This is a genomic window from Pseudoalteromonas sp. Ld19 (assembly GCF_045064135.1).
GTDB lineage: Bacteria > Pseudomonadota > Gammaproteobacteria > Enterobacterales > Alteromonadaceae > Pseudoalteromonas > Pseudoalteromonas aliena.
In genome coordinates this window covers 344226-359879 of the sequence record NZ_JBISHA010000019.1, presented here as the reverse complement: position 1 = coordinate 359879, position 15654 = coordinate 344226, and the positions used below count along the sequence as shown (strand labels likewise).

Here is a 15654-nt window from a genome sequence, read left to right as displayed (position 1 = left end):
GCAATGATGAGGATTAAACGGGGTATATAATTAATAGGCTTTGAACTAATGCATTGCGCATACACAAAGCCTATCAACTAAAAACTAACTAGCTAAACGAGTTACTCGCCAGACTCTTCTGGGCGATGTTGTTTTTGCACGCCGGTTAAAAATAAACGTAATATTTGGTCATTACAAACACGGTAATGTTTATTGTCTACTTTACGAGAAAACGCGCTTAGTTCATGTTTACTTAAGTCAAAATCAACCAGTGCAAGCGTTGCTATCACATCTTCTGCTTTCATATTCAAAGCAATACGTAGTTTCATAAAGATAATATTGTTGTTTAGCTTTTTCTCGGGCTCTGGTTGCTCACCTTCGCGTTTGCCACGCTGGGTATTAATAAACCCATTTAAAAAGCTAGCAAACTCAGTATCACTTATTGGGGTAAAAGCCTCTTCACCTTCTTTAGTTAACCATGCAATTACTTGCTCTTTGGTGACCGTATGCTCTGCTGATGCAAAAACATTGACCGTAGCAGTATCAGTTAAGTTAAAAGTGTAGCGAATGCGGCGTAAAATATCGTTATTAGTCAAAGTAAATCCCAAAGTGAGGTATAGCAACCAAGCAGTTATTGCTTAATTTTAAATAAGCGCCTAGTTTAACAGATTTACTATTACCACCCTATTAATTTTTATTTAGGCTGTTAGCTTAGTTACCAAGCACTTTGGCAGGATCGACGCGCGTTGCTTGCCATGCAGGATAAATAGTGGCAAGTATCGCCAGCGCAAACGTGACAATCACTGTAATACCGATGTCTTCAAGTACTAATTTACTCGGTAAAAACTCTATAAAATAAACGCCTTCGAGGGGGTTTTCACCAAATAATTGGCTTATCCAAGTAAATAGCTCACTTATATTAAGCGCTAATACCACCCCAATTAGTGTTCCTAGCGCCACGCCTACAAATGCTTGCATTAAGCCCTGCAATACAAAGGTTGCTAAAATAGTACTGTCTTTAGCACCCATGGTTTTTAAAATAGCGATATTGCCTTGTTTTTCACGCACTTCCATCACTAAAGAGGACACAATATTAAAACTTGCCACAGCAATAATTAAAAATACCACAATATAAACAATAGTACGTACCATTTGAATATCTTGATACAGGCTGCCTTGCGTTCTAAACCAACTAGAAATATACACGTAGTCATCAATCGTTTGACCCACTTTTAACGCTATTTGATGCGCCGAAAACACATCATCAACACTTAATCGCAGCCCTGTTACTTGGCTTGCGTCGTAGCCTAATGCTTGCTGCGCTTTGCTGAGATGTATAAACGCAGCTGTACTATCAATCGGGCCACCCATTTCGATAACACCGGCAAGCTTAAGTGTTACTCGCTTAGGCGCTAATAATGACTGACCTTTTTGGCTTATTTGCGGAATAAGCAACGTAATGTTATCGCCTACTTTAGCATTTAACTGTTCTATTATTTGCTTACCCAAAATTACATCATCAAGGCCTAACTGGCTCACTAATTTACCGCTGGTAAACTGGTTAACTGCCGAGACATTGCTTTCTAAAGCTGGCTCAACACCGCGAATTTCCACTGCTTTTAGTTGGCTTTTATATTGCGCCATACCGTTTACAGCAATAAATGGTGCAGCCCCTGTTACGTGGGGTTGTGATTGTAAGCTATCCACCTTTTGCGACCAATTTGCAATAGGCCTACTTGGCGCTACATATTCAACTTGTGGCACAACACTCAATAACCTGTGCACTAATTGCTGTTCAAAACCATTTATTACCGACAACGCCACAATTAAAACCGCAACCCCCAATAAAATACCAATAGTCGACGCTTTAGCGATAAAACTAACAAAGCCGTTTTTTTCGTCCTTGTGACCTGAATAAGCCCTAAAACGTTTACTTAAAAATGCACTAAGCAACATGTTGCGACTCTTTAATAGCTAGTTTTCCATCGTCTAAATAAGCAATTTTACCTAGCTTATCGGCAAGTTCTAAATCATGTGTGACCACTACAAAACTGGTGTTTAAACTTTTGTTGAGTTCATTAATTAAATCGTAAATTTTAATCGCATTTTGTTTATCTAAATTACCGGTTGGCTCATCGGCAAGCACAAGCGCTGGCTTAGTAACCAGTGCACGTGCAATTGCTACTCGTTGACGCTCCCCGCCTGAAAGCGCAGAAGGTTTATGCGAGCTGCGATGTGCAAGGCCTACTTTTTCTAGCATTTCCAGCGCTTGAGCTTTAGCCTCTTTTGCACTTAGCCCTTTAATTAATAGTGGCATTGCTACATTTTCAACCGCGCTAAATTCCATTAATAAATGATGAAATTGATAGATAAAACCCAAGTTTTGATTTCTAAATGCGGCCTGCTCAGTGCGTGAAAGCTTTGCAACTTCTTGATTTTTAATTTTAGCGACACCTGAACTTGCAGTATCTAAAGTGCCGAGTATATGTAAAAGCGTACTTTTACCTGAGCCAGAACTACCCACAATGGCGAGCATTTCACCTTGCTGGAGCGCTAAGTCAACGCCTTTTAATACTTCAACTTGATTGTTGCCGTCTTGATAAACTTTACTTAAATTTTCACAACTAATGACTAAATCATTCATAACGTAATACCTCTGCTGGTTTTACTTTCGCGGCTTTGCGCGCAGGATATAAGGTAGCTAAAAAGCTCATAGCAATACTGGCAGACGCTATTATCACTAAACTCAAAATATCAAATTTTACCGGTAACTCAATACCCGCAAGTAAGTTCAAGCCCACCAATGCAAGTAACTCATTTATATATAAACTCAATATAACACCTAAAAACGCGCCTATTGCGGTACCAATTACGCCGTTATATAAGCCTTGCACCATAAACACTTTTTGTACTTGTGAAGGCGTTAACCCTAACGTTTGTAGTATGGCTACCTCACCTTGTTTTTCGCTTACCATCATGGTCAGTGCCGATACAATATTAAACACAGCGACCAATACAATGAGGGCAAGCAACATCGACATAATCCGTTTCTCCATAGCAACGGCTGCAAATAAAGTCCCCTGACTACTGCGCCAATCACTGTAATTGTGACCTTTAAAAACACCTTGACTTGATTCAATAAATTCATCTAGTGCAAACGGTTCATGTAACGATACACTTAAATTAGGGGCCGTATTTTTATCCAGCTTTAGTATCCGTTGTAGTGAAGGCCCACTGGTAAACGCAAGCGCCATATCTATTTCAGAGCCGGTTTCGTATATCGCAGCCACTTTAAATAAACGTTGGCTTGGCATTCTCCCAAGGGGTGTATAGGTTGAGGCATTTGGCATAATGACGCGAAGTTTATCACCTACACCGACGCCTAACTTGCGGCTTAAATAACGACTTATAGCAATACTGTAGTTTTTGGTTAATACGATTTTCCAATCACCTTGCACTATTTTATCGGCAATTTTATACAAAGAGCCGTTATCATCGTAAAGGCCTTGCAGTAAAACGCCGTGTAAATCTTTATTGGTTTGTAAAATAGCTTCGCCGTGGCGGTATAGGCTTACATGATCAACATAGGGTGATTGTTCTAGGTCTGCTTTGAGGGTATCCATTTGCGAGTTTGTGTGCGCATCTGATTGCACCTCAACGTGTGGTATAAGGCCAAGCATGTTAGTTTTTAAGCTATTTTCAAACCCATTCATTACGCTACTGACGGTAAATAAGGCGATTAAACCAATCGCAATACCGGCAATAGAAAAAAACGAAATAAACGATATAAACGCATTTCCTTTTGAGGAGCGGCTATATCTAAGCCCTATAAATAAGCTAACCGGTTGAAACATATTATTTTAAACACTTATCCGAAAAGTATTAAATAATAGTAGCACGAAAAAAGTCCTTTTGGGTATGCCGTAAAATGTAAGAAATAATTTAAAAATCTGATACTTGGCTAAATTTCAAGCACTGCAAATTGAATTTATCTGTAAAGGTTAATTAGGCTGAAATCGATTACTTTAGAGGAGACAAAAGCTTTTTGGGAATGTACAAAGCTCCATTTCATCTTTATTTTTCGAAGATTGATCGCAAAAAACAAAAGTTATACTATAACATCATTGATCCAATGCCGCTGGATTGTTATAGTATATCACAACATAATAACCGCGAACTTTTATATTCATGACTAAGCTAACACTAATCTCATCGGCTCTTCTTTCTGTTTTATGTTCTCACTCGGCGCTGGCCGCGACTGTAAATGGCAAAGTAATCGATGATAAAAATCAACCAATTAAAAATGCGACTATTCATATACATGGTAAAACGCAAAGCGTAAAAAGCAATGAACTTGGTGAATTTACTATTGAAGTCGATACAGCAAGCCAATTACACATTAGTAAAAACAATTATATTGACTCTCGTATTGCTGTAACTGATTCATCAAATAACCTAAGCGTATCACTAAAACCAACATCCGTAGAAACAGTGGTGGTGTATGCTTCTGCGCTTCATAAGAATAGTTTAGAGATGATTTCCCCCGTCAGTGTTTTATCTGGTGATGAATTAAGAAATAAATCTAAACCCACCCTTGGTGAAACGCTAAAAGGCTTACCTGGCGTTAATGCGAGCTATTTTGGTCCCGTTTCTTCAAGCCCTATTATCCGAGGTTTAGATGGCCCTCGCGTTAAAATTACTCAAAACGGATTAGATAGCAGTGATGCATCGCGAATTGGCCCTGATCACGCGACATCAAGCGATAGCTTAGCGGCAGAGCAAATTGAAGTGCTACGAGGCCCAAGCACGCTACTTTATGGCTCTGGTGCAATTGGTGGCGTTGTCAATGTAGTTGACAACCGTATTCCTACCAGCAGCATGGATACCTTAACGGGGGCTGCTGAGTACAGCCACGACACAGTCTCAAATTCAAATACGGTAGCTGCAAAACTTGAAACCGGTAATGAAGGTTTTAACTTTCATTTTGATGGCACTAAACGTAGCGGCGATGATTATCAAACACCTACATTTACCATTGCTGATGATGACGATGTTGAAATTGAAAACTCAGTAGAAAATACCTTTATTGATAGCGAAACACTCAACTTAGGCAGCAGCTATGTTGGAGAGCATTTAACGGTTGGTTTTTCTTACGGCAGTATTAATACTGATTACGGAATTCCTGGACATGAGCATCATCACGAACATGACCACGAAGGTGAAACAGAAGAAGAGCACGCAGAGCATGACGATGAAGCTGCTGAAGCACCAGTCTATGCGCATTTAGAGCAAGATCGCTGGCAAGGCCTTGTAAGCTACGCGCTACATAATAATTGGATCGAAACAATTAACCTGCGTGTAGGTTACACTGATTATTTCCATCAAGAGATTGAAGACGGTGCAGTTGGCACAACATTTACCAATCAAACAACAGAAGCGCGTCTAAATGTAGAACATAAATTTGCTGATTGGCACGGTATGATTGGCTATCACTATAGTGATTCAGACTATAATGCAATTGGTGAAGAAGCCTTTACACCCGCGAGCGTAACCACAACAAACGCGTTGTATTTACTAGAAGAACGTGAATTTGGTGATGTAACAGTTGAGCTTGGCGCACGAGTTGAAGATTATAAAATAGAAAGCCAAATTTCAGAGGCCGAACACGGTCATGATCACGACGAAATTGAAGAAGACCACGATGATGAAGAAACAATCGGTTACAGCAAAAGCTTTACTAATTTAAGTGTCTCTGCTGGTGCTATTTGGCAGTACAAACCTGGCCACAGTATTGCAACCAGTATTTCTCATTCAGAGCGTGCGCCACTCTCTGCAGAGCTATTGTCAAACGGCTTGCACATTGCAACCGGCACTTACGAGCTAGGTCTTGGTTACAACATTGAAGGTAATGAAGCGCATTTTGAGCCTGAAAATATTAAACAAGAAACATCAACAAACCTAGATTTAAGTCTTAGACGTTTTAGTGGAGACTTTGGTTATACCGTTAATTTTTTCTATAACGATATCAAAAACTTTTATTTTCAAGAGAATACCGGTTTAGTTTTCGATGAAGAAGACGGTTTAGAATCTGCTATCGGCGCTCATCACGATGCTGTTGCGGTATATCAGTTTAATAGTAAAGACGCTGAGCTTTACGGAATTGAATTTGACGCGCATTATCAAGTAACGTCGAACGCAATGGTTAAAGTATTCGGTGACTCAACGCGTGTAAAGTTAAAAGACAACGCGGGGAATTTACCCCGTATTCCAGCTAATAAATTAGGCTCTGAGTTACAGTATGATTTAGGTGACTTACAATTAACACTAACAGGTACTCATTACTTTGATCAAAACGATGTAGCGGCGTTTGAAACACAAACAGATGGTTATACATTATTCGATGCACAGGCTAACTACCAATTAGGTTTAGGCGCTGTAGATGCACAACTTTACATCAATGTGGATAATATTACCGACGAGCTAGGCTTTGTACACAGTTCATTTATCAAAGATAAAGCCCCACTACCTGGTAGAAACTTCCGTTTTGGTATTCGTGGTTATTTTTAATAACTAACCTGATCTCTGGTTAAGAGATTTACTAACGTATTGAATCATGGTGATATTTAAATTTATTTTCTCTAGCCAGAGATTTTCAGTGGAAACAAGGCGAATTTACGCGTCAATAGCGGGCCTATTGCAAGTAAATTCAACGCAGTTAGCGCTGAAAATAGCTGCTCGAGATAGATTTATACCAATCTGCTTATATATGGGGTCTATTTAACGTTAAGAAAATTACGCTAGAACTAGGAAAAAGTTTTTATATCTAGTTGTTCTAAATAAAAAATTTTTAACGACGTTATAGTGCAATTTAATTCGTTAAATTGATCAAAGGTTTATGCAGGTTGGTATTATTATCCAGAGTTCAGGTTAACTAACAAATAGCTCTTTCGTTTATATATTTAAAAACCGCATTTTATTAATGCGGTTTTTTATTTTTAGCATCCATAAAGTTCTTAAATTACAGACACAAAAAAGCCGTATTTAAATTGAATACGGCTTTTTAAACTCTTAAGTTTAAAATTTATTTAAATTAAGAAATGATTTCGTGTAGTTCAACGTCAAATACAAGCGTTGAGAAAGGTGCAATTGCAGCACCCGCGCCACGTTCACCATAAGCAAGCTCATGAGGAACGTAGATACGCCATTTAGTTCCTACTGGCATCATTTGTAATGCTTCAGTCCAACCTTTGATCACGCCACCAACTGGGAATTCAGCTGGTTGGCCGCGCTCGTATGAGCTATCAAAAACAGTACCGTTAATTAATGTACCGTGGTAATCAACACGAACTGTAGATTCAGCAGTTGGCTTTTCGCCTTCACCCGTTGCTAGTACTTCGTATTGAAGACCAGACTCTGTAACTGTGATCTCAGGGCGTTTAGCATTTTCTTCTAAGAAAGAAACACCTTCAGCAGAAAGTACTTTAGATTCTTCTTCACGACGAGCTTGGATCTCTTCGTTAATTTTTTCGAATGCAGCTTGGATCTCAGGGATCTCAACTTGAAAAGCGCTACCTGCGTACGCATCTTTCATGCCTTCAAACACTGAATTTAGGTTTAAGCCTTCAAAAGGATTAGACTTAAGTTGCTCACCCATTTGTAAGCCAATACCGTAACTTGCTTTTTCAGCATCTGTAGTAAAATTATCTGACATAATGTGTTTTTCACGTTTTGTTAGTTAAAAGACGCAGCTATGCTATCACAAAATAAACCGTTTTTGGGTCTAGTTTTTGCTGAGTTTTACCTTTAATAGGCCAACAATATAACTACTCACCACTAAACTGAATAAAATTCCAGCAAGCAAGGGCAAGGTAAGCAACCCTACTTTGCCAGACAACAAAAATGGCACAACTATAAGCCCTACAAAACCAATAAATATCGAAGCAATAGTGGGCCAATATTTATCGTATTTTGTGATTAAATGAGCAGTTAAAAGATTGAAACCAACACCATAAATTAATGCAGTAATAAGGGGGTATTCTGGTTGTGCATCTGCTGCCATTTTAACTAGCAAAGTAATTGCACTGTGGTAGCAATAACTAAACACGGTCCATAATAAAATATGTTTAATTAATCCCAGTGGGATTGATTGAATAGATTTTGTCATTTTTAACTTCCACATAGCAAAAAACCGCCAATAAGGCGGTTTTTTAAATAATGGTGGAGAGATAGGGATTTGAACCCTAGATGGGCTATAAACCCATGCCGGTTTTCAAGACCGGTGCATTCGACCACTCTGCCATCTCTCCGTACGGCGCGGATAATAGGGGTAAATGCGTAATTTGTAAAGGCTTAATATATAAAAAATTAAAAAATGACTCAATTACTAACATAACCACTACCTAAGGCTAATAATACTGCTTTGGTTTTCGTGCAATCCACGAACAAATTAAGCATATTAATAAACTAAGCGTAAAAAGAGTAATACTTTGAAAAATCAAGTCAAAATGATTTAATTCTCCACTTGGTACTACAACGAGCATAACCGCAGGTAAAGCACTTAATAACAAGACATAACAGCAGATTTTAAATGCACGAGCAAAACCGAACCGTTTTGATTGCTGCATCCACCATGTTAATACTGCAAGCACACCTATGGCAGAGCATGCGATGAATAGCGCTGCATTCGTGCTCATGCCTACATATAGGGTTAAAAATGCCCCTAAAATCCCCCAGATTGACCACGCTAACCAATTTTCTTTTTCTTGTAAAAATAGATTTCCCATAATATAAGTCTTCTTTATTGTTATTTTTGTTGAGACTTTCCATACACTATCAAAAAACAACCGATTAAAAAACAAACTGAAGAAGAAATATTACCATTATTGCATCCGAGCGCTTCTCACAGCCTCACCATTCATTGCTTAATTGTGTAATTTTAAGCGTAAAAAATTGTGACTATGAAAGGTGCATAAAGTTCATACTATTTTACAGATAGCTAAAATAAGTTTCTGGTTTATGGCGAGGTGACTTTTTACAGTTAACTACGGGGGTACCTAAATATAAATAACCAACAATTTCATCATGCTCGCACAAATTAAGCGCCGCTTTTACAGCTGGGCTTTGTGCAAAATAACCGGTACGCCAAACGCCCCCCAAGCCTTGTGCAAATGCGGCTTGTTGCATGGCTAATACACTACATCCAGCACTCTGTACTTGCTCTATACGCGGTACTTTTAGATGATCTTGATATTTTGCAATTGCGATAATAATCATAGGCGCGCGCAGTGGTAATTCCTTAGCACGATTAATCGCTTTTTCTGCTTGTTGCTCTGTCACTGCGCTTTGATGATAGATTTCACCTAATGTATGGCGAGCATCACCTTGTACAATAATAAACTGCCACGGCGCTAAACACCCATGATCCGGAACTCGTAATGCAGCTTGTTGAATAATGGCTAGCTGCTCACTATTTGGCGCAGGCTCAGTTAATTTTGGATCAGACTGGCGGGTAAGTAAAAGCTCAATTGCGTTCATCACGTTTCCTCAAAAATAAAACGCTAGAGTAACATTTAAAACCTGAAAAAATAAATATCGATAGCAAAACGGCCACATAAAATAAATTTATGTGGCCGTTAATAATCGTATATTTAGTGCGTCATTGTTTTACAACACTTCGCTTTAGCCAATAATCAATACTGACAAAACGTCCCCCGCCCATAAAAAACAAGCTCAATAGCATAGCAAAGTAGATAGCTGAAAATTCAATACCATTATTTAAAATTGAGGGCTTTCCTTTTTCATATAAATAATCAGCAGAACCATGCTCTTCGACTAAATTACGAATAATACCAATTCTATCGCGTACTTCTAGCGAGTTTTCGAGGCTTTCTTTAGCACCTGGAATAGACAACCAATCAAGTACTTGTGCCGCGCTGGTATCGGGGTTTGTAGGCGCTATTGCAAACCAGCCATTATGCCAATGCACAGATGTAGCAGCAACCACCATTGTAAACATCAGCGGAATGCTCACTAAGCGGGTTAGCAAACCAAACAATAAAAACCAGCCACCTAGAAACTCACTCCACCCCGCTAAAAAAGCAAGTAAATCGGGAAAAGGTAATCCTAACCCCCATTCACTATTGCCAAACCATTGAACAACGTCGGGAGAAGCTAAAAAGTTATCGAGGAAACTTGTGGTTTCAGCGCTTATGGCAAGTTTATTGTAGCCTGCGATAATCATCACAGGCGCTAAAATCAAGCGAAAAAGTAAAGCAGGAAAACCATCTAAAAATGATAATTTATCCTGTATTATATCGTAAATACTTATTATTTTGTTTCTCATGCGAGCCCCGTTTGTTCATTGTTTACTAAGTTATAGACTATAAACAACCAAGACCGCACTAAAACAAAAAGTATTTCATACCAAGGTAGTCACGTTAGATAACCTAAAATCTGGTTAAATACTTCGCGCGATTTGTAGGGCTTCAAATATCGCGCGTTTAGCATCAATCGCTGAAGCAAGTTTAGCCCCGCCAATGACATGAACTTTTGCATTATCAGCATAGTCTTTAAGCACTTCATTATTTGATACCTGTCCAATACAGGCAATAACAGTATCAACTGGTAGTATCTGTGTTTCACCGGCGACGGTAATAGACAGCCCTTTTTCATCAAAACTATTATATTGGCAATCAGCAATTTGCTTGACGCCATGCTGTTTTGCTACTTGACGGTGTATCCAACCCGTTGTCTTACCAAGCTCACTACCAAAGCGCCCTGCACTTCGTTTTAACATATACAATTGGCGTTCATCTTTATGTGGCTGCGGCTGACATTCAATGCCCCATTGCGTTTTAAAATCAGCGATACTTTGCGATTTGTGCTCACTTAAAAAGGCAACCATATCAAAACCTATGCCACCGGCACCTAAAATGGCAATTGATTTACCTAACTCAACCTCACCGCGAATAACTTCATCATAAGCAAAAACGCGTTTACCATCATCGCACTTAATAGTTGCTTCTCGTGGTCTTACCCCGGTTGCAAAAACAACATCGTCGTAGTTTTCAAGCATGCTATCGTTATAGGCTTTTCCTAATTCGACCGCTACGTTTAAGCGTTCCAACTCATTCGTGTAATAAGCTAATGTGTGGTTAAAGTCTTCTTTACCTGGTATTTGCATCGCTAAATTAAACTGACCGCCCATTTGCATTTTTTGGTCAATTAACGTTACTTTGTGACCTTTTTGGGCCAAATAACAGCTTGCTGATAAACCCGCTGGGCCTGCGCCAACAACAAGCACATTTTTGACTTCAGCAGCTTGCTCTAATGGGTAATCGAGCTCAAACGCAGCTTGAGGATTAACTAAACAGGTAGCACGCTTATTTTTAAATACATGATCTAAACAACCTTGGTTACAGCCAATACAAATATTAATTTGCTTAGATTGCTCGTTCGCGTATTTATTAAAAAACTCAGGATCGGCAAGTAACGGCCGAGCCATTGAAATTAAATCGGCTTCGCCTGCATTTAAAATATCGTTAGCAATCTCTGGCGTATTAATTCTGTTAACAGCAATTACAGGAACACTCACCACGTCTTTTAAACGTTTTGATGCTTCTTTAAATGCACCTGGCGGAACCATACTCGCAATCGTAGGCACACGAGCTTCATGCCAACCAATACCGGTATTAAAAATATCAACGCCTGCTTTTTCAAGCTCAGTTGCTTGAGTAATGACTTCCTCAGGTGTTGAGCCGTTTGGAATTAAATCAATAACCGACAACCTAAAAATAATTAAAAATTGTTCAGATACTTTTGCCCTAACCGCTTTTACTATTTCCAATGCTAAACGCATTCTATTTTCTAAACTGCCACCAAACTCATCTGTACGCTTATTCGTATGCGGCGCCATAAATTCGTTAATTAAATAACCTTCAGAGCCCATTACTTCAACCCCATCGTATCCAGCCTTTTCAGCCATATAAGCAGAGTGCGCAAAGTCTTTAATTGTTTTTTTAATAGACCCTAATGACATTGCTTTTGGTTTATAAGGGTTAATAGGTGCTTTTATGGCACTAGGGGCTTGGTTAAATGGATGATACGCATAACGCCCAGCGTGGAGTAATTGCAAACAAATTTTTCCGCCGTGTTTATGCACTGCATCGGTGTACGCGCGGTGCTTAAATACATCATAATAACTATTAAATGATGACGAAATAGGCGTTAACTTACCGCGTAAATTAGGGCTATATCCACCTGTAATTAGCATTGCGGTGCCGCCCTTGGCGCGTGCTTCATAAAATGCGCGTAAGCGTTTTCGGTTATGCCAACCTTCTTCAAGGCCTGTATGCATTGAGCCCATTACTAAGCGGTTACGTAATTGCGTGTGTTTTAATTGTAATTGTTGTTCTAACATCTTGTGCCCCGTTAACTGGTCTAACCTGTATACATTAGTTAATTCTGCTTCAATCGCAAGTAATATGCAATATATGACTGTATTTAATTATTAACCTCGTTATGGTATTAAATAATCATTGATATGCATTAATTAAGTTTTAAAAATAATATTAAAACATAAAAAAAGCTGCCATTACGCGCACTTGAACATATTTATAAACACTTCGTTACGATTTAGCAGTTAAACTTATTTTTATTCTGAGATAAGATGGAGTAAATGTATTAGCTGTACCAACTTAAGGAGCTATTTTGATAGCAAAAATATTTAAAGGTATTTGGACTGGGATCAATTTTTCTCGTCGATTAGTACTTAATATTCTGTTTTTATTACTTGTAATTGTTTTTATTGCGGGTATTACTAGTGATGAAGATAAAATAACTGTTGAAGATGGCTCTGTACTTAGACTCAACCTTAACGGCCCTATTGTTGAAGAAAAAACTTATGTCGATCCAATTGAAGCCGCTATTAGTGATGCAACATCAGGCTCTGAAGTGCCGAGCGAAATTTTATTAGACGACATAGTAAAAGTAATTAATGAAGCCGCCAAGGACGAGCGTATTACGGTATTACTCCTTGATTTACAAGAAATGCCTAAAGCGCACTTAAATAAGCTTAAACAAATTACAAATGCTATTGACCGCTTTAAAGAAACAGGCAAAAAAGTTATTGCGTCAGGTTATTACTACACACAAGCGCAATACTACATTGCGTCACATGCCAACGAAGTTACCATGCATCCATACGGAAGCGTAGCCATTGAAGGTTTCGCCATGTATCCACTTTACTTTAAAGATGCACTTGAAAAGTTAGAAGTAACACAGCATATTTTTCGTGTCGGTACGTTTAAGTCAGCCGTTGAACCATTTATTCGCAATGATATGTCTGATGCTGCAAAAGAGGCTAATCGTGTTTGGTTAGGCGCACTTTGGAATCAATACAAACAAGATGTTGCTGCAGCTCGCCCATTTGATGAGTCAAATTTTGATGAAACAATGGATGTATATCTCGCTAAAATGCAAGCAGCAAACGGCGATGCAGGAAAATATGCAATTGATCATCAGTGGGTTGATTCATTAAAAACCACTCAACAGGTCCGCAAGCAGCTTATCGACTTAGTTGGTGAAGACGAAGATGGTAAAACATTCAAGCAAGTTTCATTTCGTGACTATTTAAGCTTAGTTAAACCACCTATGGTATTTGATAACCCAATTACTGAAAAAGTGGCTGTTGTTGTAGCGAGAGGCACTATTGTTGACGGTGAACGCAGAGCTGGCGAAATTGGTGGCGACTCTACTGCAGCCCTTCTTCGTAAAGCACGCCTTGATGATAAAGTGAAAGCGGTTGTGCTTCGCATCGACTCTGGTGGTGGTAGCATGTTTGCCTCAGAAGTAATTAGAGCTGAAGTACTTGCACTTAAAGCAGCGGGTAAACCCGTTATTGCTTCTATGAGCTCTGTTGCTGCATCGGGCGGTTATTGGATTGCCTCCGCCGCAAACGAGATCTGGGCAGCGCCGAGTACGATTACGGGCTCAATTGGGGTATTTGGTACGTTTATGACATTTGAAAAAACCCTTTCTAAAATTGGTGTTTATTCGGATGGTGTAGCAACAACCGAAATGGCTGGCTTTTCTATCACCCGCCCTCTTAACGAAAAAATGGGCCAAGTAATTCAAATGAGCGTTGAAGAAGCGTACGGTCGCTTTTTAAATGTTGTGGCTGGTGCACGTAATATGACCCCAGAGCAAGTTGATAAAATTGCACAAGGCCGTGTATGGATCGCATCTCAAGCACTCGAATTAGGTTTAATAGATAAGCTGGGTGATAAACAAGATGCAATTGACGCCGCTGCAGCACTGGCAAAATTAAATCACTTTGAAGTTAAAACGATAAAACAAGACTTAAGCCCTCAACAACAAATGATGCAAGATGTTTTTGGCAATGCATCGGTTAAGTCAATGCTAGGCTTACAAACACAAAAGACGTCTGTATTAGCCACACAAGCCAATCTACAAAGTGTTATAAGTCAGCTAAGCTCAGAAGTAGAAAACCTTAAAGATTACAACGATCCGCAAGGCGTATACGCACGCTGCTTGGTATGTACTATTGCACAATAAAAATGCATCCCAGCCGTTAGCTGCTGTATTTAAAGTAGCTTAAGGTTATAATAAGCCCAGTTTTTTTACTGGGCTTTTTTTATGAAACGCAAACGCATTTATATCGCTTACACTGGCGGTACTATAGGAATGAAAAAATCGAGCCGTGGATATATCCCTGCCGAAGGCTTTTTAACCGAAACAGTCGTTAATAATGCTGAATTTAATCGTGATGAAATGCCTTTATTCGATATTCACGAGTACTGCCCTCTTATCGACTCATCAGATATGTCGCCCGCTCATTGGCAACTCATTGCTGATGACATCAAAAGTAAATATCAAGAATACGATGGTTTTGTTGTTCTTCATGGTACCGATACGATGGCGTATACCGCTTCTGCACTTTCGTTCATGTTCGAAAACTTGACTAAGCCAGTTATTGTTACTGGTTCACAAATTCCGCTTTCACAATTGCGCTCAGACGGGCAAGTTAACTTACTCAATGCAATGTATTTAGCCGCAAATTACCCAATAGCAGAAGTTAGCTTATTTTTTAATAATCAGTTATTTAGAGGGAATAGAGCAACTAAAGCACATGCAGATGGTTTTAATGCTTTTGCCTCACCTAACCTTGAACCTTTAGCCCTCTCTGGTATTAGTATTCAACTCATTAAAGGTCAACTTAGTCCTTACGTTGAAAACGAGCTGCAAGTTACGCCCATTACCCCTCAACCTATTGGTGTGCTCTACTTATATCCAGGTATTAGCAGAGACGTAGTTAAAAGCTTAGTCAATGATAATATTAAAGCATTAGTTTTACTTAGCTTTGGTGTGGGCAATGCACCTCAAGATCCTGAGTTTTTATCCGTCTTAAGTGAAGCAAGTAAACGCGGTATGGTTATTGTTAATTTAACACAATGCTTAAAAGGTCATGTAAACATGGGCGGTTATGCCACAGGTAATGCCCTATTAAATATTGGTGTTATTAGTGGATACGATATGACACTAGAAGCATGCTTGACTAAGTTGCATTACTTGTTTAGTCAAAAACTAGAAATTGAGACTATTCGCCATTTAATGCAAGACGACCTGCGCGGCGAATTAAGCCGATAACACCACACT

At 39.1% G+C, this 15654-nt stretch carries 13 protein-coding genes and 1 tRNA gene; 3 read left to right on the top strand and 11 right to left on the bottom strand.

The window, feature by feature from the left end:
* Window positions 1-101 precede the first annotated feature (101 nt).
* The 4 genes from ACJJVZ_RS11460 to ACJJVZ_RS11445 form a co-directional block, all read right to left on the bottom strand.
* Window positions 102-575, bottom strand: a complete 474-nt coding sequence (locus tag ACJJVZ_RS11460) for a DUF1456 family protein (protein ID WP_193155483.1) — start codon at window positions 573-575, stop codon at window positions 102-104.
* Window positions 576-690: 115 nt separating this feature from the next.
* Complete coding sequence (locus ACJJVZ_RS11455; RefSeq protein ID WP_405600565.1) at window positions 691-1935, bottom strand: lipoprotein-releasing ABC transporter permease subunit; 1245 nt, start codon at window positions 1933-1935, stop codon at window positions 691-693.
* Window positions 1925-2623 (bottom strand): lipoprotein-releasing ABC transporter ATP-binding protein LolD, encoded by a 699-nt coding sequence (gene lolD, locus ACJJVZ_RS11450; RefSeq protein WP_077538052.1) that lies wholly within the window; start codon window positions 2621-2623, stop codon window positions 1925-1927. The genes ACJJVZ_RS11455 and lolD overlap by 11 nt, the downstream gene beginning before the upstream one ends.
* Window positions 2616-3833, bottom strand: a complete 1218-nt coding sequence (locus ACJJVZ_RS11445) for a lipoprotein-releasing ABC transporter permease subunit (protein ID WP_273047654.1) — start codon at window positions 3831-3833, stop codon at window positions 2616-2618. The genes lolD and ACJJVZ_RS11445 overlap by 8 nt, the downstream gene beginning before the upstream one ends.
* Before the next feature lie 334 nt (window positions 3834-4167).
* Here ACJJVZ_RS11445 and ACJJVZ_RS11440 point away from each other — a divergent pair, with 334 nt between their 5' ends.
* Window positions 4168-6546 (top strand): TonB-dependent receptor, encoded by a 2379-nt coding sequence (locus ACJJVZ_RS11440; protein ID WP_405600562.1) that lies wholly within the window; start codon window positions 4168-4170, stop codon window positions 6544-6546.
* Window positions 6547-7069: 523 nt separating this feature from the next.
* Here the strand turns inward: ACJJVZ_RS11440 and ACJJVZ_RS11435 are convergent.
* The 7 genes from ACJJVZ_RS11435 to ACJJVZ_RS11405 form a co-directional block, all read right to left on the bottom strand.
* Window positions 7070-7690 carry an FKBP-type peptidyl-prolyl cis-trans isomerase gene (locus ACJJVZ_RS11435; protein WP_077538055.1) on the bottom strand — a complete coding sequence of 207 codons (621 nt, stop codon included), beginning with the start codon at window positions 7688-7690 and terminating at the stop codon, window positions 7070-7072.
* Window positions 7691-7759: 69 nt separating this feature from the next.
* A complete protein-coding gene (locus ACJJVZ_RS11430) occupies window positions 7760-8143 on the bottom strand; it encodes a hypothetical protein (RefSeq protein ID WP_405600559.1) in 384 nt (127 codons plus the stop codon).
* 51 nt (window positions 8144-8194) lie between these two features.
* Window positions 8195-8285, bottom strand: a tRNA-Ser gene (locus tag ACJJVZ_RS11425).
* A gap of 99 nt (window positions 8286-8384) precedes the next feature.
* Window positions 8385-8762, bottom strand: coding sequence for a hypothetical protein (locus tag ACJJVZ_RS11420; protein WP_405600557.1), 378 nt, complete (start codon window positions 8760-8762; stop codon window positions 8385-8387).
* Window positions 8763-8964: 202 nt separating this feature from the next.
* Window positions 8965-9513: an NAD(P)H nitroreductase gene (locus ACJJVZ_RS11415; protein ID WP_077538058.1), complete on the bottom strand. Its 549-nt coding sequence runs from the start codon at window positions 9511-9513 to the stop codon at window positions 8965-8967.
* Window positions 9514-9634: 121 nt separating this feature from the next.
* Window positions 9635-10321: a DoxX family protein gene (locus ACJJVZ_RS11410; RefSeq protein ID WP_405600554.1), complete on the bottom strand. Its 687-nt coding sequence runs from the start codon at window positions 10319-10321 to the stop codon at window positions 9635-9637.
* A gap of 114 nt (window positions 10322-10435) precedes the next feature.
* The gene (locus ACJJVZ_RS11405; protein WP_405600551.1) at window positions 10436-12397 is read right to left on the bottom strand and encodes an FAD-dependent oxidoreductase; all 1962 of its coding nucleotides are present in this window, start codon (window positions 12395-12397) and stop codon (window positions 10436-10438) included.
* Between the two features lie 290 nt (window positions 12398-12687).
* On the opposite strand from ACJJVZ_RS11405, the gene sppA reads away from it, so the two are divergent.
* Together sppA and ansA are read left to right on the top strand one after the other, a co-directional pair.
* Window positions 12688-14553: a signal peptide peptidase SppA gene (gene sppA / locus ACJJVZ_RS11400; RefSeq protein WP_405600549.1), complete on the top strand. Its 1866-nt coding sequence runs from the start codon at window positions 12688-12690 to the stop codon at window positions 14551-14553.
* Window positions 14554-14634: 81 nt separating this feature from the next.
* Window positions 14635-15645 (top strand): asparaginase, encoded by a 1011-nt coding sequence (gene ansA, locus ACJJVZ_RS11395; protein WP_138585350.1) that lies wholly within the window; start codon window positions 14635-14637, stop codon window positions 15643-15645.
* Window positions 15646-15654: the final 9 nt, after the last annotated feature.

Bases quoted from the DNA above. Each gene is read 5' to 3' on its own strand.
- ACJJVZ_RS11455 (WP_405600565.1), bottom strand. From the start codon at position 1,935: ATGTTGCTTAGTGCATTTTTAAGTAAACGTTTTAGGGCTTATTCAGGT.
- lolD (WP_077538052.1), bottom strand. From the start codon at position 2,623: ATGAATGATTTAGTCATTAGTTGTGAAAATTTAAGTAAAGTTTATCAA.
- ACJJVZ_RS11445 (WP_273047654.1), bottom strand. From the start codon at position 3,833: ATGTTTCAACCGGTTAGCTTATTTATAGGGCTTAGATATAGCCGCTCC.
- ACJJVZ_RS11440 (WP_405600562.1), top strand. From the start codon at position 4,168: ATGACTAAGCTAACACTAATCTCATCGGCTCTTCTTTCTGTTTTATGT.
- ACJJVZ_RS11435 (WP_077538055.1), bottom strand. From the start codon at position 7,690: ATGTCAGATAATTTTACTACAGATGCTGAAAAAGCAAGTTACGGTATT.
- ACJJVZ_RS11430 (WP_405600559.1), bottom strand. From the start codon at position 8,143: ATGACAAAATCTATTCAATCAATCCCACTGGGATTAATTAAACATATT.
- ACJJVZ_RS11420 (WP_405600557.1), bottom strand. From the start codon at position 8,762: ATGGGAAATCTATTTTTACAAGAAAAAGAAAATTGGTTAGCGTGGTCA.
- ACJJVZ_RS11415 (WP_077538058.1), bottom strand. From the start codon at position 9,513: ATGAACGCAATTGAGCTTTTACTTACCCGCCAGTCTGATCCAAAATTA.
- ACJJVZ_RS11410 (WP_405600554.1), bottom strand. From the start codon at position 10,321: ATGAGAAACAAAATAATAAGTATTTACGATATAATACAGGATAAATTA.
- ACJJVZ_RS11405 (WP_405600551.1), bottom strand. From the start codon at position 12,397: ATGTTAGAACAACAATTACAATTAAAACACACGCAATTACGTAACCGC.
- ansA (WP_138585350.1), top strand. From the start codon at position 14,635: ATGAAACGCAAACGCATTTATATCGCTTACACTGGCGGTACTATAGGA.